General features: G+C 41.7%; 19 protein-coding genes. 13 read left to right on the top strand and 6 right to left on the bottom strand.

What is annotated here, in order from left to right; translation table 11 throughout:
- The first annotated feature begins 176 nt into the window (after positions 1-176).
- Entirely contained in the window at positions 177-1,190 is a 1,014-nt protein-coding gene (locus BM043_RS06325) for a hypothetical protein (RefSeq protein WP_092789873.1), read from the top strand.
- Positions 1,191-1,232: 42 nt separating this feature from the next.
- Complete coding sequence (locus BM043_RS06330; RefSeq protein ID WP_092789875.1) at positions 1,233-2,336, top strand: formylglycine-generating enzyme family protein; 1,104 nt, start codon at positions 1,233-1,235, stop codon at positions 2,334-2,336.
- Positions 2,337-2,386: 50 nt separating this feature from the next.
- Here the strand turns inward: BM043_RS06330 and BM043_RS06335 are convergent, their stop codons facing one another.
- Positions 2,387-2,977, bottom strand: a complete 591-nt coding sequence (locus tag BM043_RS06335; RefSeq protein ID WP_092789877.1) for a riboflavin synthase — start codon at positions 2,975-2,977, stop codon at positions 2,387-2,389.
- Positions 2,978-3,083: 106 nt separating this feature from the next.
- On the opposite strand from BM043_RS06335, the gene BM043_RS06340 reads away from it, so the two are divergent.
- The 7 genes from BM043_RS06340 to BM043_RS06370 all read left to right on the top strand — a co-directional run bounded on the left by BM043_RS06340 (position 3,084) and on the right by BM043_RS06370 (position 7,748).
- On the top strand, positions 3,084-3,746 hold the full coding sequence (locus BM043_RS06340; RefSeq protein WP_092789879.1) for a protein-L-isoaspartate(D-aspartate) O-methyltransferase: 663 nt from the start codon (positions 3,084-3,086) through the stop codon (positions 3,744-3,746).
- Between the two features lie 89 nt (positions 3,747-3,835).
- Entirely contained in the window at positions 3,836-4,363 is a 528-nt protein-coding gene (locus BM043_RS06345; RefSeq protein WP_092789881.1) for an acyl-CoA thioesterase, read from the top strand.
- 68 nt (positions 4,364-4,431) lie between these two features.
- A complete protein-coding gene (locus BM043_RS06350) occupies positions 4,432-5,004 on the top strand; it encodes a hypothetical protein (RefSeq protein WP_092789883.1) in 573 nt (190 codons plus the stop codon).
- An 8-nt stretch (positions 5,005-5,012) separates the two neighbouring features.
- The gene (locus BM043_RS06355) at positions 5,013-5,330 is read left to right on the top strand and encodes a DUF3817 domain-containing protein (RefSeq protein WP_092789885.1); all 318 of its coding nucleotides are present in this window, start codon (positions 5,013-5,015) and stop codon (positions 5,328-5,330) included.
- Positions 5,331-6,350 carry a hypothetical protein gene (locus tag BM043_RS06360; RefSeq protein ID WP_092789888.1) on the top strand — a complete coding sequence of 340 codons (1,020 nt, stop codon included), beginning with the start codon at positions 5,331-5,333 and terminating at the stop codon, positions 6,348-6,350.
- Between the two features lie 4 nt (positions 6,351-6,354).
- Positions 6,355-7,149, top strand: coding sequence for a cation efflux transmembrane domain-containing protein (locus BM043_RS06365; RefSeq protein ID WP_092789891.1), 795 nt, complete (start codon positions 6,355-6,357; stop codon positions 7,147-7,149).
- 173 nt (positions 7,150-7,322) lie between these two features.
- On the top strand, positions 7,323-7,748 hold the full coding sequence (locus BM043_RS06370; protein ID WP_092789893.1) for a response regulator: 426 nt from the start codon (positions 7,323-7,325) through the stop codon (positions 7,746-7,748).
- A 5-nt stretch (positions 7,749-7,753) separates the two neighbouring features.
- On the opposite strand, the gene BM043_RS06375 is transcribed toward BM043_RS06370, so the two are convergent.
- From BM043_RS06375 to accC, 3 genes are read right to left on the bottom strand one after another with little or no spacing between them, the layout of a single operon-like run.
- Positions 7,754-8,359, bottom strand: a complete 606-nt coding sequence (locus tag BM043_RS06375) for a Maf family nucleotide pyrophosphatase (RefSeq protein WP_245752966.1) — start codon at positions 8,357-8,359, stop codon at positions 7,754-7,756.
- The gene (locus tag BM043_RS06380; protein WP_092789895.1) at positions 8,316-9,620 is read right to left on the bottom strand and encodes a DUF1015 domain-containing protein; all 1,305 of its coding nucleotides are present in this window, start codon (positions 9,618-9,620) and stop codon (positions 8,316-8,318) included. Before BM043_RS06380 ends, BM043_RS06375 begins: the two co-directional genes overlap by 44 nt.
- Before the next feature lie 2 nt (positions 9,621-9,622).
- Positions 9,623-11,122 (bottom strand): acetyl-CoA carboxylase biotin carboxylase subunit, encoded by a 1,500-nt coding sequence (gene accC, locus BM043_RS06385; protein WP_092789897.1) that lies wholly within the window; start codon positions 11,120-11,122, stop codon positions 9,623-9,625.
- Between the two features lie 178 nt (positions 11,123-11,300).
- On the opposite strand from accC, the gene BM043_RS06390 reads away from it, so the two are divergent.
- The gene (locus tag BM043_RS06390) at positions 11,301-12,551 is read left to right on the top strand and encodes an aminotransferase class I/II-fold pyridoxal phosphate-dependent enzyme (protein WP_092789899.1); all 1,251 of its coding nucleotides are present in this window, start codon (positions 11,301-11,303) and stop codon (positions 12,549-12,551) included.
- A 102-nt stretch (positions 12,552-12,653) separates the two neighbouring features.
- On the top strand, positions 12,654-12,830 hold the full coding sequence (locus tag BM043_RS06395) for a histone H1 (RefSeq protein ID WP_092789901.1): 177 nt from the start codon (positions 12,654-12,656) through the stop codon (positions 12,828-12,830).
- A gap of 72 nt (positions 12,831-12,902) precedes the next feature.
- Here BM043_RS06395 and BM043_RS06400 read toward each other — a convergent pair whose 3' ends face one another.
- The gene (locus BM043_RS06400; protein WP_092789903.1) at positions 12,903-14,747 is read right to left on the bottom strand and encodes a M1 family metallopeptidase; all 1,845 of its coding nucleotides are present in this window, start codon (positions 14,745-14,747) and stop codon (positions 12,903-12,905) included.
- A gap of 172 nt (positions 14,748-14,919) precedes the next feature.
- On the opposite strand from BM043_RS06400, the gene BM043_RS06405 reads away from it, so the two are divergent.
- Together BM043_RS06405 and BM043_RS06410 are read left to right on the top strand one after the other, a co-directional pair.
- Positions 14,920-18,045: a VPS10 domain-containing protein gene (locus BM043_RS06405; RefSeq protein WP_092789960.1), complete on the top strand. Its 3,126-nt coding sequence runs from the start codon at positions 14,920-14,922 to the stop codon at positions 18,043-18,045.
- Between the two features lie 51 nt (positions 18,046-18,096).
- The gene (locus BM043_RS06410) at positions 18,097-19,395 is read left to right on the top strand and encodes an APC family permease (protein WP_218144128.1); all 1,299 of its coding nucleotides are present in this window, start codon (positions 18,097-18,099) and stop codon (positions 19,393-19,395) included.
- 43 nt (positions 19,396-19,438) lie between these two features.
- Here BM043_RS06410 and BM043_RS06415 read toward each other — a convergent pair.
- Positions 19,439-22,096, bottom strand: a 2,658-nt coding sequence (locus BM043_RS06415; protein WP_143189484.1) for an HYR domain-containing protein, incomplete at its 5' end; no start/stop codon positions are given.

Consider the following 22,096-nt stretch of genomic DNA (forward strand, 5'->3'; position numbering starts at 1 on the left):
TCAAACTTGGGTTAACTGACTCAATGTGCTAAAAAATAACAACTCGATCATTAAATATTTAATTTTGAATAATTCTAATTATCAAAATAATATTTTACGAATCAAACTATTTTAAAATTATATGTTTAAATTAATCCAAGATTTATTGAATTAAATCAAGACTAAAACCAGAACCTATGGAGACCATCAACCAACATCAGGCCGCCTTCTTCCAAAGTCTCAAATCCGCAATCCCCTCCTACTCTTCTTTGGTAGATAAAGTTGCTGAAACTTTGAATATCAGTATGGACAGCGCTTACCGGAGAATTCGTGGAGAAAAATTAATTGATTTTGAAGAGATCAATTTGCTCTGCAAAAAATTTAATGTCTCAGTAGATAAGCTCTTTAGCTTGAATTCCAATACCATCGTTTTTCAGGGGAAGCAAAATACCTTTCAAGAGGACAATTTCAAAAACTGGCTGGAAGATGTCCTCGCCCAGCTGGAAATGGTCAATACTTTTCAAAACAAGAAAATATACTATCTACTCAAAGATATGGCACCCTGGTATCACTTTTACCATCCGGAATTGGCGTCCTTTAAATTTTTCTTTTGGAAAAAATCAATTCTTTTTCAGGATAGTCTCAAAGGAGCAAAATTCAGTATTTCTGACCAATCTCACCATGGATTTGAGCCTTTGACCCAGAAGATTCTCAAAACTTACAATAAAATCGAAACCACTGAAATCTGGAATGTAGAAGGGATGAATACGACACTGAGACAGATTGATCTGTATCAAGAAATGGGAATCATCCCAAATCCTCAGGACACCAAAAGACTCTATCAATGCATGCTGGAGGTGGTGGATCATTTGGAGCGAATGACCGAGTCGGGTAAGAAATTTCTTCCCCACCAAGATCCAGGCATGGACAGTGCCGATTATCATTTCTTTGTCAATGAATTTGTGCTGGGGGACAATACGTTTTTCGTCGAAATCGACGGGACTAGGATCACTTATCTGAATTATGGGGTGATCTATTTTTTGGGCACAGCAGACAAGTCTTTTAACGATGGGATGTTTGTCAATCTTGAAAATTTGATCAAAAAATCAACCCAAATCAGTAAAGTCGGGGAAAAAGAACGGAACCAGTTTTTCAATAAGCTTCGGAGAAAAGTCCAACTTCGAATCGACGCGATGGAATTAAAAGTGTAAAGGCTGAAATCCAGTTTCGGAGATTTTACTTAAATTCGATCTATGTTTACCTCAATCCGATTCCGAATTTTCCCTGCTCTACTTCTCTCTTCTACGATTGGTTTTATTGCCTGTCAAACAAAAACTGAAACAAAGGAAACCGCATCTACTGAAAAAAATATATCCAATCCTCTCCCCCCCAGTGATGCGCCAAAAGGAATGGTCTGGATTCCCGGAGGAGAATTTACCATGGGCACCATTGAAGCCGATGCTTATCCTGCTGAAAAACCAGCGGTGAATGTTTCAGTTTCCGGTTTTTGGATGGACACTCATGAAGTGACCAATGCAGAATTTCAAAAATTTGTAGATGAAACCGGCTATGTGACTGTAGCTGAGCAAAAACCAGATTGGGAAGATCTCAAAAAACAAGTTCCCCCCGGCACTACCAAACCCGATGACTCAGTGCTCGTCCCTGGTTCGATGGTTTTTACTCCGCCACCTTACCAGGTTCCCACCCAAGACGTCTCGCTTTGGTGGTCATGGGTCGAAGGAGCCTCATGGAAAAATCCAGAAGGACCTGAAAGTAATCTCGATGGAAGAGAAAATCATCCTGTTGTTCATATCGCATATGAAGATGCCTTGGCTTATGCCGAATGGGCAGGAAAAAGACTCCCGACAGAATTGGAATGGGAATTTGCAGCAAGAGGTGGTGCCGATGGGAAACGTTTCGCTTGGGGGGATGAATTGACTCCAAATGGGACTTATCTCGCCAATACATTTCAGGGAACTTTTCCTCATGAAAATTTAGAATCCGATGGATTCTCCGGTACATCGCCAGTAAAATCCTATGCACCAAATACCTATGGCCTCTACGACATGATCGGAAATGTCTGGGAACTCACCAGCGACTGGTATGATGCCCTCAAACTCGCTAGACTGGCAGGGGAAGCACCCAAACTTGATGCCGGCATGAATCCCTGCTACAATCCTGAAAATCCATACGCCCAAGAGCGAGTAATCAAAGGCGGATCGTATCTCTGTGCCGAAAACTATTGTGTAAACTACCGACCAAGTGCCCGACAGGGACAGGCATTCGATTCAGGCACCTCTAATGTCGGATTTCGATTAGTGAAAGACCCGGAGAAAAAAAGTCTCAGTTTGAATTAATTCTTACTGATTAAGTTTTACCAAGTATCCTAGGAGTAAAGTCTTAGATTTTATTGATACCCTTTGGTGATTCGCTGGATGTATTTTCCGACAATATCAAATTCAAGATTGACCAAGTCCCCTACCGCAAGTTGATGAAAATTGGTGTGCTCATAGGTGTAGGGAATGATCGCAACTGAAAACCCTCCCGGCTTGGAATTGAAGCAAGTAAGGCTGGTGCCATTGATGGTAATGGAACCTTTTTCTACGGTAATATTTCCAAGAGCTGCATCATATTCCACCTCAAAAATCCAAGAACCGTCCTGATCTTTGATTTGGGTGATTTTACCAGTTTGATCCACATGTCCCTGCACAATATGCCCATCAAATCTACCATTTGCAGACATGCAGCGCTCCAGATTTACTTTTTTTCCTACTTTCCACTGAGCTAAATTTGTCTTTTTGATGGTCTCATCGATGGCCGTGACCCGATAGGAATCAGACGAAGTTTGGACCACAGTAAGACAGACCCCATCATGTGCGAGCGACTGGTCTATGCTTAATTCGGCTGCTAAATTTGATTCCAACTCAAAGTGAACATTAGTCCCTTCTCGGACAATATCCCTGACGCTGGCAAATGATTCGATAATTCCTGTAAACATCTTGTAATACTTCTGTTCTGGCTTTCAATGAGTAAGCAAAAATTGCCCGTTTCGGTTTCAAATTAAGTCAAATAATCGATTAACTTCGAGAGAAAATAAAATTGAAATGCCACTCCTTAAGCTCGAAGATACTTATTTACACAAGGGAAAAAGAAAAGCATTAGTTGCTGCATTACGAAAAAAAGGCATCAAAAGTGAGCGGGTTCTACACGCCATTAATACACTTCCTAGACATTTTTTCTTTGACTCTGCACTGATATCGCACGCTTACGAAGACAAGGCCTTCCCGATCGGCGAAGGTCAGACAATATCTCAACCCTACACGGTGGCTTTCCAAACAGAACTCCTCGACATCAAAGAAGGTGATAAGGTACTCGAAATCGGTACAGGTTCGGGATATCAGGCCAGCATTCTCCATTTATTGGGTGCGGAGGTCTATACGATAGAATATCAAAAGAAGCTTTTTGAGACCACTCAAAAATTTTTAAAACGGCTTGGGATCGACATGCACCTTTTCTACGGGGACGGAAGTGCAGGACTTTCTCAGCATGCACCTTATGACAAAATCCTAGTTACAGCCGGAGCGCCCGTGATTCCGGATGCACTGATTCAGCAACTCAAAGTCGGTGGAATCCTCGTCATCCCGGTCGGTGATCGCAGCCTTCAGACCATGGTGAGAATTACCAAAACCGGCCCAAGCAAAGTGGAAAGAGAGGAATTTGACGGATTTGCATTTGTCCCCCTTTTGGGAAAAGATGGATGGAGATAAAAACAGAATTTTCAAAATAATATTCTGATTTTAATCTTTCATTTTCTGTTCAGAAAAATTTTATTCTTATTTTTGAAAAAAACATCGGTATGTCAAAGAAAAAATTTGCCAAGGAATCTGCTACTATCATGACAGAGATGGTGCTACCAAACGATACCAATACACTCAATAATCTAATGGGTGGAAGATTGATGCATTGGATGGATGTGGTAGCTGCGATTGCCGCTCAAAAACACTCCAATCGAATCGTGGTCACCGCATCTGCTGACAGTATTTCATTCAAACAACCGATCGCACTTGGCAACGTGGTTACCTTGCAATCAAAAGTAACACGGGCATTTAATTCTTCTATGGAAGTATTTATCGAAGTGAGTGCAGAGGATATTCCAGCCAGCAAAAAAACCATCACTCACCGGGCTTTTTTCACTTTTGTGGCGGTGGACCAAAACGGCAAACCCATCGAAATCCCGGAGGTGGTTCCCGAAACAGCAGAGGAAATCGAATTATTTGACGGAGCTTTGAGAAGAAGACAACTACGGCTCGTTCTTGCCAAGCGAATGAAACCTGAAGATGCGATGGAGCTGAAGTCCATTTTCAACCTTGATATCACAAAATAAACCGAAAGGGAAGACAATAAATCTTCCCTTTTTTTGGCTTGAGTTTAATTTTTGACCAATTTTCAGCTATGGAAAAAAGCACGCTCGGTCAACTCCAGTATATCCTTACAGAAGATCTATTTCTCGTCAAGGAAGACATTCCCAATCTAATACGGCAAACCAAACAAAACAGACCTCATCCAACTGAAAGTAAAGAATATCCTTCGGAAAAAGTAGAATCAGAGGACACCACCTCTATCGTGGAAGAGCCAATCAATCCGGAACCCATTCCTGTCAAAGGGCAATTTGAAAAAGGAATTCTGATTCTTTACGAAGAGGATCAGTTGAGCGATGAAATCATGGAACTCCTGTCTAAAATCCTTCAGGCAGTCGGACTTTCGATGAACTCAGTAGGGTTGCTTTCGAGTGAGGGACTGTCGGGCAGAAGCTTAGAAGAGTTTAATGCGCTCAATGCCCATACGGTGATTAAATTTGGGAGAATCCAGCATCCAATCAATTCCCTTCCAATCAATAATTACCACATTTACACCGAAGAAGAAACCGAATATCTATTTGCGGATTCGCTCAGTCAAATCGCAGAAAACAAAGAACTCAAAGGAAAACTCTGGAACAATCTCAAAATTCTTTTCAACCTCGCTTAATCTTATCCATGACACTCAATTCTGAACAAACCACCTGGGCAAAACGATTCAAATGGATCAGTTTGATCGAAGGACTTTCCTTTTTGATTCTCTTATTTATCGCTATGCCGCTCAAATACATCTATGATTCTCCCCTTGCGGTCACCTATGTGGGTTGGGCTCATGGTCTTCTTTTCATGATCTACATTTATGTGGTTTTCCCGACGGCATCTAAATTGAAATGGAATTTTAGCCGAACGCTATTTGCTCTAATCGCTTCGGTTCTCCCATTTGGTCCTTTTATATTTCACCGAAATCTCAAAAAAAGTCAGAAAGTTGATTTTTAAATGGCACTGATCAGTAAAAAAAAGAAAGTTTATGCCATAAGTTCTGCACTCAGAGGTTACTTGATCGATTATGCCCGGGAAGTGGATATTCCCATACATTATCACGAACTCCTGAGGTATTCCAATTCGATAGCGCTGTACGATTCCAAAGAACAGGACACACTATGGGAAACGGTTTTTTATGATCAATCGGATCGGGAGGAAATCCACCTCAACGTCAAGAAAATCTATGCTTTGCTCAAGGCCGGCGGAGACATGTCAGTCATGGAGCACCTCTATGTGGACCGGATAGATTTATGCATTTATGGCAATACTCAGCCTTTTCGGGTCCGAATAGTCAACCGGATCAATGATAATTTTGATTATTTCTATATCAAAAATGCCGACGCTTCGAGAGTGTACGGCTTGGAGTTGGAGCATTTGCTTTCCCCTAATAGAATCAGCTATTTGGTACATCAAAATACCCTGATCGAAGAGCATATCGCAGGAATTCCCGGAGATAAATTTATGCGGGTTCATATGGATGATCCTCATATAAACCCCATCCGTCTTGCCAAGGAATTTGTGAAGTTCAATGAGCGCTGTTTTGTGCGACTTTTGGGAGATATGCACTCTTCGAATTTTGTCATAGACGTGACACCTGATTTTGAGGAGACACACTATCGGATTCGAGCCATTGATTTTGATCAGCAATCCTATGAAGGAAAAAAATCAATTTACCTTCCCCAATATTTCAAGGAAAACAATGTGCTAATCAACCTCGGGATGAAGTACATCACATCGGAATCCATGCGCCAATATCAGCGAGAGGAGCGCTCACTTATAGCTAGCCGGGTGAAATCCTCCCATTTTGAAATCGAGGATATCCTCATGGCTATGGAGCAGGACGACATAGCTCCGATAGACAATATTGTGAGCCTTCGGGAAGAACTAGCCAGACATTATCAAAATGATAAATTTTTATCCTGTAAAAACATGGGGAATATTCTAAGAATTAGCTTGGAGCAAGTCCTGTTTTAAAAGCATGCAAAAGACGACTTTTCATATTTCAGAGATGGACTGCCCATCAGAAGAAAACCTGATCAGAGTAAAACTTCAGGGTTTGAAAAGTGTAAAAGGACTCCAATTTGATCTAGAAAAGCGGAAACTCCATGTCTATGAAGATATTCCCAGCCCAGAACTCAACAAAATCCTAGATTCTTTAAACCTAGGAAGCAAAGTAATCCAAACCGAAGCGATAAATCCCGCAGATCTACCAGAGTCCCATAAACCTGAAAAAAAATTACTCTGGACAGTTTTGGGAATAAATTTTGGTTTTTTTGTGATTGAAATGCTTTTTGGGTGGATTTCAGGTTCGGTCGGTTTGATCGCTGATAGCTTGGATATGCTCGCCGATAGTTTTGTTTATGGGATTAGTATTTTGGCCGTGGGAGCGGGGATCAACAGGCAGAAAAAAATAGCGGGTATTGCAGGCATCTTTCAATTGGTCTTGGCCATTCTGGGTTTTTTGGAAGTCATCAGACGATATCTAAAGGTGGATGAAAATCCTGACTACAAAATGATGATTATCATTTCAGCTTTTGCTTTGATTGCAAACGCAATCTGCCTCTATCTCCTTCAAAAATCAAGGAGTGAAGCTGCCCACATGAAAGCCAGCATGATTTTCACCTCCAATGACATTTTGATCAATTTAGGAGTAATTACCGCTGGTTTTATGGTTTTATGGCTTGACTCTCCTCTTCCGGATTTACTAATCGGAACGCTAGTTTTTGGATTGGTAACCCAAGGAGCCATCAGAATTTTCAAATTGTCCTATTAACAATTTCGCAGATGCATTTTTATTGGTGGATTTTTGCAGTTGACGTATATAAAAATTCAATTAAAAACTAGGAGTCTTTTATTCAATTCCAGTAAATTAAAATTGGTAAATTCCAATTGATAATACGTTAAAACATATACTTTTGCATTCGAAATCAAAAGTACAAACAGGAAGTGTATAAGCTCAGTGAGATTATTTTTGTAGATGATGATGCCATTGTCAAAATGGTGGGAATAAAAATTTTAAAAAATATCGGCTATGATGGCCCAATTAGTCAGTTTGGAAATGGGCAAGAGGCGATTGAAGAACTTAAATCTAGGATCGAAGCAAATTCCATTAAAAAGTTAGAATTTCCGATACTTTTACTGTTGGACATCAATATGCCCGTGATGGACGCATGGGGATTTTTGGATGAGTTTCGACAGCTACCGGATTCTATTCGTCAGCATTTTTTTATAGCCATTATCACGAGTTCGATCAGTCCTCAGGACAAGGAACAAGCGATGACCTACTCCGATGTAAAAGATTACATCCAAAAACCCATTTCCCCTAAATACATGTCGGATTTTCTAAAAGAACACGGACTTTTAGAAGAATAAAAGTTTTACCATTTTTTCAACTCTTCATAAATCAGATGAACCGGAAATCCCATCACGGTATAGTAGGAGCCCTCTATTCTTGATACTCCGACAAAACCAATCCACTCCTGAATCCCATATCCGCCAGCCTTGTCAAAAGGCCCGTAATTTTTTACATAATGCCATATTTCCTCTTCTGACAAAAAACGAAAAGTCACTAGGGTTTCATCCTCTAAGGTCGTTCGTTTTCCCTTATCCACAATTGTCACTGCAGTCATCACTTTGTGAGTCGTGCCCGACAAACTTTTGATCATATCAAACGCTTCCTGATCCGAATGCGGCTTTCCCAAAATATGGCCTTCCTGAATTACCACCGTGTCGGAAGTGATTAATATTTCATCTTCCGCCAATTGCTCTGCATAAGATTCAGCCTTGAGTTTAGAAAGATAAGCAGCCACATAATCCGCCGGAATATCCGCCGGAACGGTTTCATCAATCGGATGAGCTTTGACTTCAAAATCAATTTCCAACCCTCTCAAAAGCTCTCTTCTACGTGGAGAATTGGAAGCTAGGATGATTTTCTTGTTTTTAATTTTTTCCAAAAAAGGCGTCATATTCGTATTCAAATTCATCTTGGTCGATACTCGCAAAAATTAAACCGCTCAAAGCCTTGGGATAGAAATAAGTCGACTTTTGAGGCATCAAATAACCGGATTTGCACACATCCAAAACCTGAGACATTTCCAGTTCGCGAGTGATGATGGCAAAACTCGCTTTTTGGGACTGTACTTCTCGAAGACATTTGGAGAAATTCCGTTCATAGACCAGATTTTCCTTATTTCGTTGTTCTTCATGTGGAATCCCCAAAACCCTACGGAAAAGTACTTCGTGTAAAATCACCAAGTCCAATTTCCTTAAAACTTCCGGCATTTCCTGATTGATTTGATCAAAAAGCTCCGGTTTGAGTTCGATGATGTAGGCTTCATCTTCGATCAAAAGACCAAACTTCCGAACCCGTCGGAAAGTATATGTACCTAATTCTTCAGGGTCAGAAAACGGTTTAATTAAAAACCATTCCTTGAGTTTTTCGAAAAATTGAGGTTTAATCAAATCCAGATCATAGTATAATCTGTGGGTCGGGAGAATTTTCAGATCATCCGAGGCAGCATTGGTTAGATACATCAAATGATAATCATGAGCTTTCCATTTTTTATCTTGAAAGGCCTTACTCCTACTTTTTCGATAGGCAATCGCTCCTTCCAGTCGATGATGTCCATCCGCCAGGATGATTTGCTTTTTCTTAATAAGCCTCAAAAATCTACGAATTACATCTGCATCATGAATCACCGCGAGTACTTCCCGGACACCCTGATAATCTTCTACCTCATAAATCGGAGAACTCATCGCCGCATCCATGTATTGCTCCAGCTGAAAATCCGAATCTACATACAATCCATGTGTGGGACTGGCTTGCATTTGAGTAGCCGCCAGGAGATCCACCCGATCATTGACTGCGGAAACAATGGTATTCTCATGACGTAAAATCACGCCCTCATCCCAATCGTAGGCTTTTATCTGAATGATGAAGCCTTTGCGGCAGCGCTCATTTTCCTCTCCCGGAAGTCGAAAATACTGATAGTAAACGTAGACTCCGGGGAGTTGATCCTGAGTAATCACTCCTTTAGCTTTCCAATCCAAGATCGTCTTTTTCGCATTTTCTATCGGATGAGGCTGATGCGGGACAGAAAGATGAATGGCATTGTAGGGATTTTTGTAGAGTTGCTCACGCTGCTGCGAAGAAACCACATCAAACAGCGGTGCGCTAAGTTCTTCTATTCGCTCAGAAAAACTATCCGAATATCTCCAAGCTCTGAAGGGTAAAATTTCTGCCATACTTATTTCAAACGATTTTTCCAGGCAGAACTTTTTACCGGTGACTGCGCCATGGTATTTTGGACTGCTTCTTTTTTGGATTTTTGAAAAAACTCCACTGCCAAAGCGGCGAACAATTCTTCTTCTCCAGCAGACAGTTTCTCTTCCAAAACAGCTGGCTCGAAATAGCGTTCGACAAATTTGGTATCAAACTGACCAGAAGTAAAGGCTTCGTGCTGAAGCGCAAATTTGCAAAATCCTAACGTCGTCTGTATTCCCGTGATCTGATATTCGTCGATTGCCCGTACCGTCCGGTCAATCGCCTCTTGGCGAGTCTCTGCGTAGGTAATCAACTTCGCGATCATGGGATCATAATAGATCGGAATATCCATACCTTCCTCAAATCCATCATCTACCCGAATTCCCGGGCCTTGAGGACGGACATAAGTGCTTAATTTTCCGATATCGGGAAGGAAATTATTCTTGGGATCTTCTGCATATACCCTGACCTCGACGGAGTGTCCCTGAATCCGAAGATCCTCCTGAGCAAAAGTCAGGGATTGTCCTTCGGCTATTTTGATTTGTTCCTTTACCAGATCTTTTCCGGTGATCATCTCCGTGACAGGATGCTCCACCTGAAGCCTCGTGTTCATTTCGAGAAAGTAAAAATTCAGCTTTTCATCTACAATAAATTCTACTGTCCCAGCTCCATGGTAATCACAGGCTTTTGCCACACCGACTGCGGCTTCTCCCATGGCTTTGCGAAGCTCAGGCGTGACCACCGCTGAAGGAGCTTCTTCGATTACTTTTTGATGTCGGCGCTGAATCGAACATTCGCGCTCAAATAAATACACAATATTGCCCTGCTGATCCCCAAGCACTTGGATTTCTATATGCCGGGGCGATGTGATAAATTTTTCGATAAAAACTGCGCCATCACCAAAGGCGGATTCGGCCTCACTGACTGCGCGCTGCATTTGTTCTTCAAACTCCCCTTCTGATTCTACAATTCGCATTCCTTTACCTCCCCCTCCGGCACTGGCCTTTATCAAAATCGGATAGCCGATTTCAGCCGCTTTACTTTTTGCAAAAGCAATGTCTGTAATGGCTTTTTCCATCCCTGGCACCATCGGAATATCGTATTTAGAAACGGCTTGTTTAGCAGCAAGCTTGCTTCCCATGACCTCAATGGCTTCAGGAGAAGGACCTATGAATATGATCCCCGCCTCTTTTACTTTTCTGGCAAAAGATGCATTCTCTGATAAAAAGCCATATCCGGGGTGAATCGCATCTACTCCGAGATCTTTACAAAATTTAATTATTTTTTCTCCTAATAAATAGGACTGATTGGAGGGCGGCGGTCCCAGACAAATCGCCTCATCGGCATACTTCACATGAGGTGACAAACGATCTGCTTCAGAATACACTGCTACCGTTTTTATTCCCATTTCCTGAGCGGAACGCATGATTCTTAGTGCTATTTCCCCTCGGTTGGCAACTAAAAGTTTTTTGATTTTAGGCATAATCTCCAGTTAGAATTTGGGCTTTTTTAAAGTCAGAAGCGAATTAAGGAAAATAATTTGAGGAATGTTAAGAAAACCGCTTATCAGAATTCCTTTTTTGCTTGGTAGGCATATTAGTTTTATTTTTGGCGAATTTTAATGGTTAATTCATTAGAAATTAAACTTAAATCGATACGCTTTGGATCTATTTGCAAAATTAAAAACTAACATGGGTCCGCTTGGAAAACATTCCCAGTTTTCTGACGGCTACTACATGTTCCCCAAACTTGAAGGAGAAATCGCACCTCGCATGAAGTTTCAGGGAAGAGAGGTACTCACCTGGTCTCTCAACAATTACCTCGGACTGGCCAATCACCCGGAAGTCCGAAAAACTGACGCTGAAGCTGCCGCCAAATGGGGAGCTGCCTATCCTATGGGCGCTCGGATGATGTCAGGACAAACTAGTTTGCACGAAAAACTCGAAGAAGAACTTGCTGAATTTGTAGGCAAGGAAAAATCATACTTGCTCAATTACGGTTATCAAGGCATTATGTCTGTCATCGATGCCTTATTGGATCGAAAGGACGTCGTGGTTTATGATTCGGAATGTCATGCCTGCATCATTGATGCACTTCGTATGCACATGGGCAAGCGCTATGTTTTTCCGCATAATGATATCGAAAACTGTGAAAAACAACTCGAACGGGCGACCAAACTTGCTGCAGAAACCGGTGGAGGAATCTTGGTCATTACTGAAGGTGTATTTGGGATGACAGGAGATCAGGGCAAGCTCAAAGAAATATGTGAACTGAAAAAGAAATTTGAGTTCAGACTACTAGTGGACGATGCGCATGGTTTTGGAACACTCGGTAAAACCGGAGCAGGGACCCACGAAGAGCAAGGGGTTATCGAAGAGGTTGACTTGTATTTTTCTACTTTTGCAAAATCCATGGCCTCCATCGGAGCATTTATCGCAGGAGAGGAAAAAGTCATCCATTACCTCCGCTTTAATATGCGTTCCCAGATTTTTGCCAAGTCCCTTCCGATGCTTTTGGTAGAAGGTGCGCGAAAGCGTTTGGAACTCCTTAAAACCCAACCGGAATTGAAGGCGAATCTCTGGAAAATAGTGAATGCGTTACGGGATGGACTCCATTCTCATGGATTCAGTACAGGAAAATCAAATTCTCCAGTGACTCCGGTAGTTTTGAACGGAACTGTTGGGGAAGCTGCTGCACTATCCTATGACTTGAGAGAGAATTACAATATTTTCTGCTCAGTGGTAATCTATCCAGTAGTACCTAAAGGCATGATTATCTTACGGTTAATCCCGACAGCGGTACATACACTTGAAGACGTAGAAGAAACTATCAATGCATTTGCAGCGGTAAAAGAAAAGCTGACAAGTGGGGTATATCGCAACTCTGAGATAGCCGTTTCTTTCGGAGAATAAAAAAATTTCCAAAAAAAAGGCCCTCAGGATTGAATTAGCAAGTATTTAGGCTATATTGGAATCAAATAAACTTATCATCAACCTTAAAAAAACACTTTTACTATGAGCAGATTTAGTGAAGTCAAAGATCTTGTAATGGGCTTAGAAGCCGATTTCGAAAAATTCTACGAAAAAGGTAATCAAGCCGCAGGAACCCGAGTAAGAAAAGGGATGCAGGATTTGAAAAACATCGCACAGGATATCCGCAAAGAAGTGCAGGATAAGAAAAACGCTGGTTGATTTAACCAAAAAAAGTAAAAGGTGGCCAAAAGCCACCTTTTTTTGTGTGAATCCGGTAAATAAAGTGGAGCCTTAAAACTCCACTTTATTGTTTTCACGCTCTAAATCCGCCAATCTTCCACTTGGGTCGATTTCGACAGATTGAATACTTTCTAATTCTTTGGACAAAATCACAGTTTTGGTCAAATTGGTCCATGGCCAATCTTCACTGTGAATACGCTCAGGCATTCCTGATTCTGTTGATTTTTCACCTCTCATAATTACCATTGGAAGATAAATTTGCTCTTGACTTCCGTCTTTGTAAGTCACGACCACATCTAGCGGCATTGGCATCAATCCGATTCGCTCCAAGGTAATCGAAGTTTTATCTCCATCGGCAACCACTTCTTTAATTCCATAATCAATCGTCTTGGTCGAATAAACAAAGTATTCCTTATACCAATCCAGCTCAAGCCCACTTTCCTTTTCCATGATTCGGATCAAATCATTGACATTAGGGTGCTTAAATTTCCACTCATTGAAATAGCGAAGCAAACCTCGATCTCGGACATCTGCTCCGATAACATATCCCAGCTGCTCCATAAATACCGCTCCTTTGGAATAAGCGGCGGAACCATAAGCTCGATTGGTGTGATAGTGGTCCGAATGAGTGGACATGGGTTCTTCTACTCCTGACTTAGCCAAGCCAATGTATCCACGGTAAGAACCTGCATGAATGGATGATGAGTTTCTATTCATGATTTCATTCATGGTCAAATTGGATGCGTAGCTGGTAAAGCCCTCATCCATCCAAGGATAAAGAGACTCGTTGGATGCCAATACGCCATGATACCAGCTATGGGCCAATTCATGAACCATTACGCCAACTAGACTTGGTAGACTTCTTTCACCAGTAATCAACGTGGACATCGCATATTCCATTCCTCCGTCACCTCCCTGAACTACTGAAAACTGCTTGTATGGATACTGCCCAAAGTGCTCCGACATGTATTCAATTGCCTTAGGGGTAAACTCCTTCAATTTTTCCCAATTCCCTGAAGTTTTTTCTCCGGGAATAAAGAAATGGTGAACGGTGATCCCATTATCCATTTCTACTTTATCATGCTGATATTTATCATCAGCTCCCCACATAAAATCATGAACCATAGGCGCTTTGAAATGCCAAGTCAATGTTTCGCCCGAAGCATCAGGAACCGTCACGCCGGCATCTTCATACCCATGGCCGATTTCATTTGGATTTTGTAAGTATCCGGTTCCTCCGATGGTGTAGTTTTTATCGATGGTGATTTTCACATCAAAATCACCCCAAATTCCATAAAATTCCCTTCCGATGTATGGGTTTGCATGCCAGCCTTGCTCATCGTAATTGGCCAATTTGGGATACCACTGAGACATGGAATAGCGAACGCCTTCCTCCGAATCTCTTCCAGATCGACGGATTTGTACAGGTACCTGTCCTTCAAATTCCAAGGTAAAAGTGACCTCGGAATTGGGAAGAATCGGCTCGGGTAATTCGACTTCCAATATTGTCCCTACTTCAGATACCTGAGCATCTTTTCCATTCATTTTTAGGTTTTTTACGTGGAGATAGCCGATTTCGTCAGGCTGAAGGTTTGCAATCCGGTCTCCCACTCTACGATCTGGATCAGCAATCGTCCTAGAGCGCACATCCATCATACTTCCCGGCTGGAAAGCATTATAATATAAATGATAAAAAACGCGGGTGAGTGTATCTGGAGAATTGTTAGTATAAACCAACTCTTGGGTTCCACTATATTGATTGCTTTCCACGTCCATGGAAACATCCATTTTATAATCCACCGCCTGCTGAAAGCGACCCGTCTGCCCCACTACCTGCAAACTCCCCAATAAACAAAGAAAAAGCCCCGCAAAAGGCTTCGAAAACTTAGATTTCATACAGTTAATAATTTTTTTCTAAAGAAAATGAAAAAGGATTCATAGCCCAAACCACCAATCAAATTTTAAGCATCTTTATTACTTTCACGTTCATAAACTTCCACTGACGTAAAAGATGCTGAAGTATCCCATGCTTTTTATTTATTTAAGAAAAAATTACCAACACCTTCTTATGAAAAAATTCTACTTATTGATTTTGCTGATCCTGCTGGGATTTGGAGTCCAAGCGCAGCAAACAGACATGGATTGGTTCAAATCCATGAAAACAAGAAACGTAGGACCGGCTGGAATGAGTGGTCGAATCACCGCTATCGATGCGATAGACACTGACCCCTCGATCATATATGCAGGTTCAGCCTCAGGTGGACTTTGGAAATCCACCTCAGGAGGGATCCATTGGGAACCTATTTTTGATGAACAAAAGGTTCATTCTATCGGAGCCATTTCCATTTATCAGAAAAACCCATCAGTGATTTGGGTCGGCACTGGCGAAGGAAACCCACGAAACTCACTCAATCTTGGCGGAGGCGTTTATCGTTCTTTGGATTCCGGAAAAACCTGGGAACTCATGGGCCTCGAAGAAACCCGTGCCATTCACCGTATTATCGTTCACCCAGATGATCCCAATACCGTATTTGTTGGAGCGATCGGATCTCCTTGGGGAGAGCAGGAAGAGCGAGGGGTGTACAAAACTACCGATGGCGGAAAAACCTGGGAGAAAATTCTCTATATCGACGAAAAAACCGGCGTTGGAGAAATGATCATGGACCCAAACAATCCCAATAAAATCTTTGTCAATATGTGGCAACACAGAAGATATCCCTGGTTTTTTGAATCAGGAGGAGAATCTTCTGGCTTATATGTCACCCTCGATGGAGGCGAAAACTGGAAAAGACTGGATGATAAAAATGGGCTTCCAAAAAGCGAATATGGAAGGATGGGTCTTGCGATTTCTGCTGCAAACAGCAACAAAGTCTATGCGCTCGTAGAATCAAAGAATAATGCACTTTATGTTTCTGAGGACGGCGGAGAAAATTTCAACATGGTCAATGATAAGGGGGAGATCGGTGATCGTCCTTTTTATTACTTTGAAATCCATGCCGATCCTAAAAATGAGAATCGCATTTATACGCTTTACTCAAGAGTAGGAATGAGTGAGGATGGAGGAAAATCCTTTACGCAGATTTTACAATATGCCGGTGTCCACCCGGATCATCATGCCTGGTACATCAATCCCGAAAATCCAAAATTACTTATCGATGGAAATGACGGAGGTTTGAATATCTCGAGAGACGGGGGGAAAACTTGGTATTTTGCTGAAAAACTTCCTGTTGGACAATTTTATCACGTCAATGTAGATGACGAATTGCCCTACAATATTTATGGCGGAATGCAGGATAACGGCTCTTGGACTGGTCCGGCTTATATCTGGAGAAGAGATGGTATCCGAAATACCTATTGGCAAGAAATTTCCTTCGGAGATGGATTTGATGTAGTGTCGCATCCTGCGGATTCGCGATTTGGATATACCATGTCTCAAGGCGGAAATGTCAGCCGATTTGACAAACTCACCGGACACAACCGAGTCATTAGACCTACCCATCCCGATAAGGATGTTTTCCTCCGATTCAATTGGAATGCGGCGATCGCTGTCGATCCACATGATGAAAATGGAGTGTATTATGGTTCTCAGTTTTTGCACAAGTCCACTGACAGCGGCGAATCTTGGGATATCATTTCTCCGGATTTGACGACTAATGATTCAACGAAACAAAGACAGCAGCAAACTGGTGGTTTAACTTTTGACATTACAGGAGCTGAAAACCACACGACAATTATCGCTATTGCGCCGAGCCCTGTGGATGAAAATGTCATTTGGGTAGGTACTGATGACGGAAACCTGCAAGTGACTCAAGACGGAGGTGAAACCTGGACTAATGTAGCCGAAAAATTGGATGATTTACCTGAGGCTTCTTGGATTCCTCAAGTACAGGCTTCTACTTATAATCCGGGCGAAGTTTGGGTCGTAGCAAATAATTACCGAAACAATGATTTCACAGCATACGCCTATCATAGTGATGATTATGGAAAGACATTTACCCGAATTGCCGATGATTCAAAAGTTTGGGGATATACCCTTTCCATCAAACAGGATACAGAAGAGCCAAACTTGGTATTCTTGGGAACAGAATATGGATTGTATGTTTCTTTTGACAAAGCTAAAAGCTGGAACAAATGGGAGCATGGATATCCTAAAGCTGTATCAACGTATGACATGACTATCCAGGAGCGAGAAGCTGATTTGGTGATCGGGACATTTGGACGATCCATGTGGGTTTTGGATGATATCCGTCCTTTGAGAGTTTTTGCAGCCAATAATGGAGAAGCGCCAGAAGCCAAAATCACGGCAGTTCCTGCCCCAGACGCTTACCAAGTTGAGATTCAACAGCCTCATGGTGAGCGATTTGCTGCTGATGGAAAATATGCTGCAGAAAATCGGGAAACTGGCGGTCGATTGAGCTTTATCCTCAATGATGACAAAGAAAAGCTCGATACCGTAACCGTTAATATTTACGATGCAGCTGGAGAACAAATCAGAACGCTTAAGACTGTTCCTGAAAAAGGAGTCAATCGAATCAACTGGAATCTTGACCGCAAGTCAACCGCAGAGTATTCCGGTGGAAATCGAAGAAGAAATGGATTCTTTGAACCTAGTGGCGGAGATGCCTTACCAGGCACCTATCGGGTAGAATTTGTCTATGGTGAAGAAAAATCAGAAACCACCATTAACATATTCTCCGATCCTCGAATCGATGCGCAACTCGCTGACTTGAAGGCTAAGGATGATTTCTTCAAGAAATTGGAAGCTCTTCAAACTGAAATGAGTGAAGCAACCAACAAGCTGTCTGAAGCTCAAAAAACCATTGATAAGGTAAATGAGCTCACCAAAGATTTAGAATCTGAAGAAGCCAAAGCTTTGAAGGAAGCGGCTAAAGAGATCAAGAAGAAGCTGGATAAAACTCGGGAAGCCTTCTACGGACCAGAACGAGAAGGACAAGGAATCGTCCGAAACCTTTACCCCACTACGATGACGCTTCAAGGAAGTCCAAGACGCTATGCAGGCTCAAGCTACACAGCTCCAGGAGAAACCGAAGAGCGGGTTTATCAGCATGCCAAAGAAGCAGCTGAAGAGGCATTCGCAGTCTTGGATGAGTTCTTAAACGGTGACTTCAAAGCGTTCGAGGAAAAGGTAAAAAGTACCGAATTGGATCTTTTTGAAGGATTGAAAAAGGATTAATATAAAAAATATATCTTTAAAGCATCCGCGAATACCACGGATGCTTTTTTTATGCCCTTATCTTCAAATTCGTCGATTCCCCATACTCAAAAAATCGGCTGGAAAACAGCCGCAGGACTGGTCATTGCCAATATTATCGGTACAGGTGTATTTACGAGTTTGGGTTTTCAGTTGATCGAAATCCAGAATACCTGGTCAATACTTTTGCTTTGGGCTATCGGAGGAGGAATGGCCCTGATGGGAGCGCTGATTTATGCCGAACTGGGAACGCACTTCCAAAAAACAGGGGGGGATTATATTTTTCTCTCCGAAACCATCCATCCCATAGTGGGCTATTTGTATGCCTGGGTATCGCTGACCGTTGGATTTTCTGCTCCAATAGCAATTGCTGCTATGGCAATGAATAATTACCTCAGTCCATTATTTGGAGAAACCATCTTGCCAGGGCTTTTGGTGTTGCTGATTTTACCAATAGCTCATAGCATAAGCCTTGCTAAATCAGCTATTTTCCAAAATTTCCTGACCCTTTTTAAAATTCTATTTCTTCTCTTTTTAATTGGCATTGGATTTTGGTTTTCGACTAATTCAAATACAACGGCACTGAATTTTGATTCGACTTGGTCATTGGAAATCCTCCAACCTGGATTTGCAGTATCCTTGATTTATGTGTTTTTTGCATACACAGGCTGGAATTCAGCCGCCTATATCATCGGAGAAGTAAAAGAACCACAAAAATCACTGCCAAGAGCTTTGATTATTGCTACACTCTTTGTGACGATGGTTTATTTACTCTTCCATTTTGTTCTTTTAAAGCACGCCAGTCTTGAACAGTTGGCAGGGAAAATCGAAGTTACCGAGATTGCGTTCAGCAATATTCTGGGCAATGAAGCAGTACTTTGGATTGGACTTTTTATTGGAATTCAGCTTTTGGCCACCATATCGGGTTACGCTTGGATAGGACCTCGGATTACTTTTGCCATGGCCAAAGATTTTAGACTTTGGCGTCCACTTTCTAAAACAAATTCACAGGGAATTCCCGTTCGGGCAATTCTCCTAAATACCTTAATCAGTTTGATCCTTTTTCTGAGTGGTTCCTTTGAGCAAATCATGTTGTATGCCGGCTTTGTGCTGCAATTGATGGGAACGATTACGATTTATTCCTCATTGAAAATTAGAAAGCCAGAAGGCTTTACAACTCCATGGAAACCCATCCCCCAACTACTTTATCTATTTAGTAGTTTGGTGATTTCAGGCTATATTATTTATGAGCGACCATTAGAAAGTTTGGCGGGATTGGGGCTTTTAGCTATTGGTTTTTTATTGTTTTTGGCGGATAAAAAAACAGCGTAAGAAAAGTCTCTCTCACGCTGTTTTTGCTTTTATAAAATCAAATTTAATTCTGCTTTACCAGTCTTTTAGTCAGAATAAACTGGCCTATCTGAACTTGAACCTGGTACATTCCATTGCTCAGCAACTCTATGTCGATCAGGCGCTCATAGTTGTTTGATTGAACCGTTTCTTCTTCCATAACCAACCGTCCTGTAGCGTCAAATACTTTAATTATAACTGGTGCTTCGCCACTAAAATCAACTCGGATGGTTGCATATCGCGTACTTGGATTTGGATAAACTTGGAGATTAATCGGTAAATCTGGCATCATCAAGGTCAAGTTTCTTTCAATGGACTGATTGGCTCGATCAGTTGAAATTACCTTCAAGGTGACATGAGCTTTGACTCTTCCCTCCTCACCTTTCCATTGAATTTGACCTCCATTCAAATAGACGTATTCATTATCTATCAATTGGTAAGAATGAATTGTGTCTATTGGATCTATCGTCTGTAGTGTTGCTAAGACCTGATCTTTCAGCACTTTTTCAGGAAGAATATTCAGATCCAATTCAATGTCTAAAGGCAGCGGTTTATTTTCCACCAAGACATTCATTTTGATCATATCTTCCATGAGTCTATTGAGAACCAATGTTTTTGGCTTACCAGAAATCTGATAGTATCCTGGAACCAACCCATTATAATCTTCCACATTCCAGTTGACCTCAATCGGATTTTCATATCCAAGTAAATCAAAGTCATACTTGGCAAGTGAGTCAAATGGGGTGTTCCATGGAACGGTTAAAAGGGAATTGGAATCAATGGACATGTTTTTACCTTTTTTCGCTTGGTGGATCACGATACTTCCCCCTGAAATGTCTGTTGTCGCGTCCTCATTATCCGCACTACCAAGTTGATTATCGTAAAGCATTTTGCCGGATGAGGTCTCCCAAATCTTAATTCGGAATTTATCAGCTTCAATAGGATCCTTGAGGTTACCATCTATCGCCGACACCATAAAGGAATATCCCTCAATTCCATTGATTTTTCCAGCGCCCTTGTAAATCCCCTTATGCCCCGTTATAACGAGAGACATGTCCTCATGAGAAGTACTGTTGAAGTTTAGATTACCATTTCGGAATTGGAACTCAGTGTTTCCATCCACGATATTCTTGCCTTTTCTGTATTTGGCTACAAATCCAAAGTTGGCTCGACCTTCAGCATCTGGATAGTTCAGATATGCCCCTTTAGGAGACCAAATCCAACCTCCTCCAGTAATAAATCCTCCATCCGGATCAAATATTACCGCAAGATCAGTCAATCCAACAGTTTCATTTCCACAGGCATCAATCAAAATCAATCGAATCTGATAGACCCCAGGAGTGGAATAAGTATAGGTAGCTGAATAATTATCAAAAGGCTCCGTAAGGATAGTCTCTTCCCCATTATCCCATATCCATTTAGCTTCGACTACATCTGCTGAAACTAAAGCTGAAACATAGATTGGATTATTGATTTGAACAGGATCCAATGGACCAGAGATACTCACTATTTCAATTGGTTCAGCACAAGGGTCCTGATCACATAGATCCGGATTATCCGGATTGGCTAATGGATCTGCATCATCACAATCCAAATTATTATTCACATATCCTATTGGAGCTAGGCAGTAGAACGCCGGCTCGGCATTTTGATCTCCATATCCATCTCCATCTGCATCAATGTAATAGGCGGTTTGTACTCCTTCATCAATATCTCCGTCGCAATCATTGTCCTTACCATCACATAGTTCTGGTGCTCCAGGATAAACAGTTGCGTCCGAATCGTCGCAGTCTCCTTGATTTGGAGTGAAACCATCTTCATCGGAATCCAAATCCCCGACATCTACCGAGTTGATACTTATTGTGACAATAGCAGTAGCAGAACCCTGGTTTCCGTTTATATCATTTACGGTTAATGTGACGACGTTTTCTCCTTTATTTAAAGCGGTAAAATTGGTTTGACTTAATTGATAATTTAAAATTCCGCAGTTATCGCTAGACCCATCATCCAGATCAGTTGAACTCAGAATAAGTGTTTGATCCTCATCTATGGCAAATTCACGATTTCTTGTAAAAACAGTAGGTAGCTCGCTATCCAAAACAGTAACATTGAACCTACATGTAACTTGGTTTCCAGCTGCATCTTTGGCGGTGTAGATCACCTCGGTTATTCCTACAGGGAACACTGATCCTGGTTCAAAATTATTGGTCAATGTTACCGATCCACTGTTATCAGTTGCCGTCGGTGCAGTCCAATTCACTACTGCTTCACAACTTCCCTGATCATTGGAAATGTTAATGTTTGTTGGGCAGTCGTTGATAACTGGATTCTCATTATCCGAGCTTTCTGTAATGGTCACGGTAAAGCTACAATCGGCTATATTTCCAGAAACATCTGTAGCGCGATATATTACTGTGGTCATTCCTAGCGGGAAAACTTCCCCACTTCCAAACCCACTGATCAGTTCAAGGTTTGGCTCTCCGCAATTATCGGTTGCTGTTGGAAGATCATAGGTAATCGCTTTTCCAGTCTGCCCAAATTCTACGGTAGTACTGAAATTTGAAGGACAACTAATAACAGGCTTCTCAAGGTCAGTTACCGTCACTGTAAAGCTGGCCTTTTCCTCATTTCCATGAATATCAGTTACCGTGTAGGTCACTGTCGTGGTGCCAACCGGGAAGAC

Source organism: Algoriphagus hitonicola (genome assembly GCF_900113375.1).
GTDB lineage: Bacteria > Bacteroidota > Bacteroidia > Cytophagales > Cyclobacteriaceae > Algoriphagus > Algoriphagus hitonicola.

Coding starts and splice junctions, on each gene's coding strand:
- BM043_RS06325 (WP_092789873.1), top strand. CDS start 177: ATGGAGACCATCAACCAACATCAGGCCGCCTTCTTCCAAAGTCTCAAA.
- BM043_RS06330 (WP_092789875.1), top strand. CDS start 1,233: ATGTTTACCTCAATCCGATTCCGAATTTTCCCTGCTCTACTTCTCTCT.
- BM043_RS06335 (WP_092789877.1), bottom strand. CDS start 2,977: ATGTTTACAGGAATTATCGAATCATTTGCCAGCGTCAGGGATATTGTC.
- BM043_RS06340 (WP_092789879.1), top strand. CDS start 3,084: ATGCCACTCCTTAAGCTCGAAGATACTTATTTACACAAGGGAAAAAGA.
- BM043_RS06345 (WP_092789881.1), top strand. CDS start 3,836: ATGTCAAAGAAAAAATTTGCCAAGGAATCTGCTACTATCATGACAGAG.
- BM043_RS06350 (WP_092789883.1), top strand. CDS start 4,432: ATGGAAAAAAGCACGCTCGGTCAACTCCAGTATATCCTTACAGAAGAT.
- BM043_RS06355 (WP_092789885.1), top strand. CDS start 5,013: ATGACACTCAATTCTGAACAAACCACCTGGGCAAAACGATTCAAATGG.
- BM043_RS06360 (WP_092789888.1), top strand. CDS start 5,331: ATGGCACTGATCAGTAAAAAAAAGAAAGTTTATGCCATAAGTTCTGCA.
- BM043_RS06365 (WP_092789891.1), top strand. CDS start 6,355: ATGCAAAAGACGACTTTTCATATTTCAGAGATGGACTGCCCATCAGAA.
- BM043_RS06375 (WP_245752966.1), bottom strand. CDS start 8,359: ATGAATTTGAATACGAATATGACGCCTTTTTTGGAAAAAATTAAAAAC.
- BM043_RS06380 (WP_092789895.1), bottom strand. CDS start 9,620: ATGGCAGAAATTTTACCCTTCAGAGCTTGGAGATATTCGGATAGTTTT.
- accC (WP_092789897.1), bottom strand. CDS start 11,122: ATGCCTAAAATCAAAAAACTTTTAGTTGCCAACCGAGGGGAAATAGCA.
- BM043_RS06395 (WP_092789901.1), top strand. CDS start 12,654: ATGAGCAGATTTAGTGAAGTCAAAGATCTTGTAATGGGCTTAGAAGCC.
- BM043_RS06400 (WP_092789903.1), bottom strand. CDS start 14,747: ATGAAATCTAAGTTTTCGAAGCCTTTTGCGGGGCTTTTTCTTTGTTTA.
- BM043_RS06405 (WP_092789960.1), top strand. CDS start 14,920: ATGAAAAAATTCTACTTATTGATTTTGCTGATCCTGCTGGGATTTGGA.
- BM043_RS06410 (WP_218144128.1), top strand. CDS start 18,097: ATGCCCTTATCTTCAAATTCGTCGATTCCCCATACTCAAAAAATCGGC.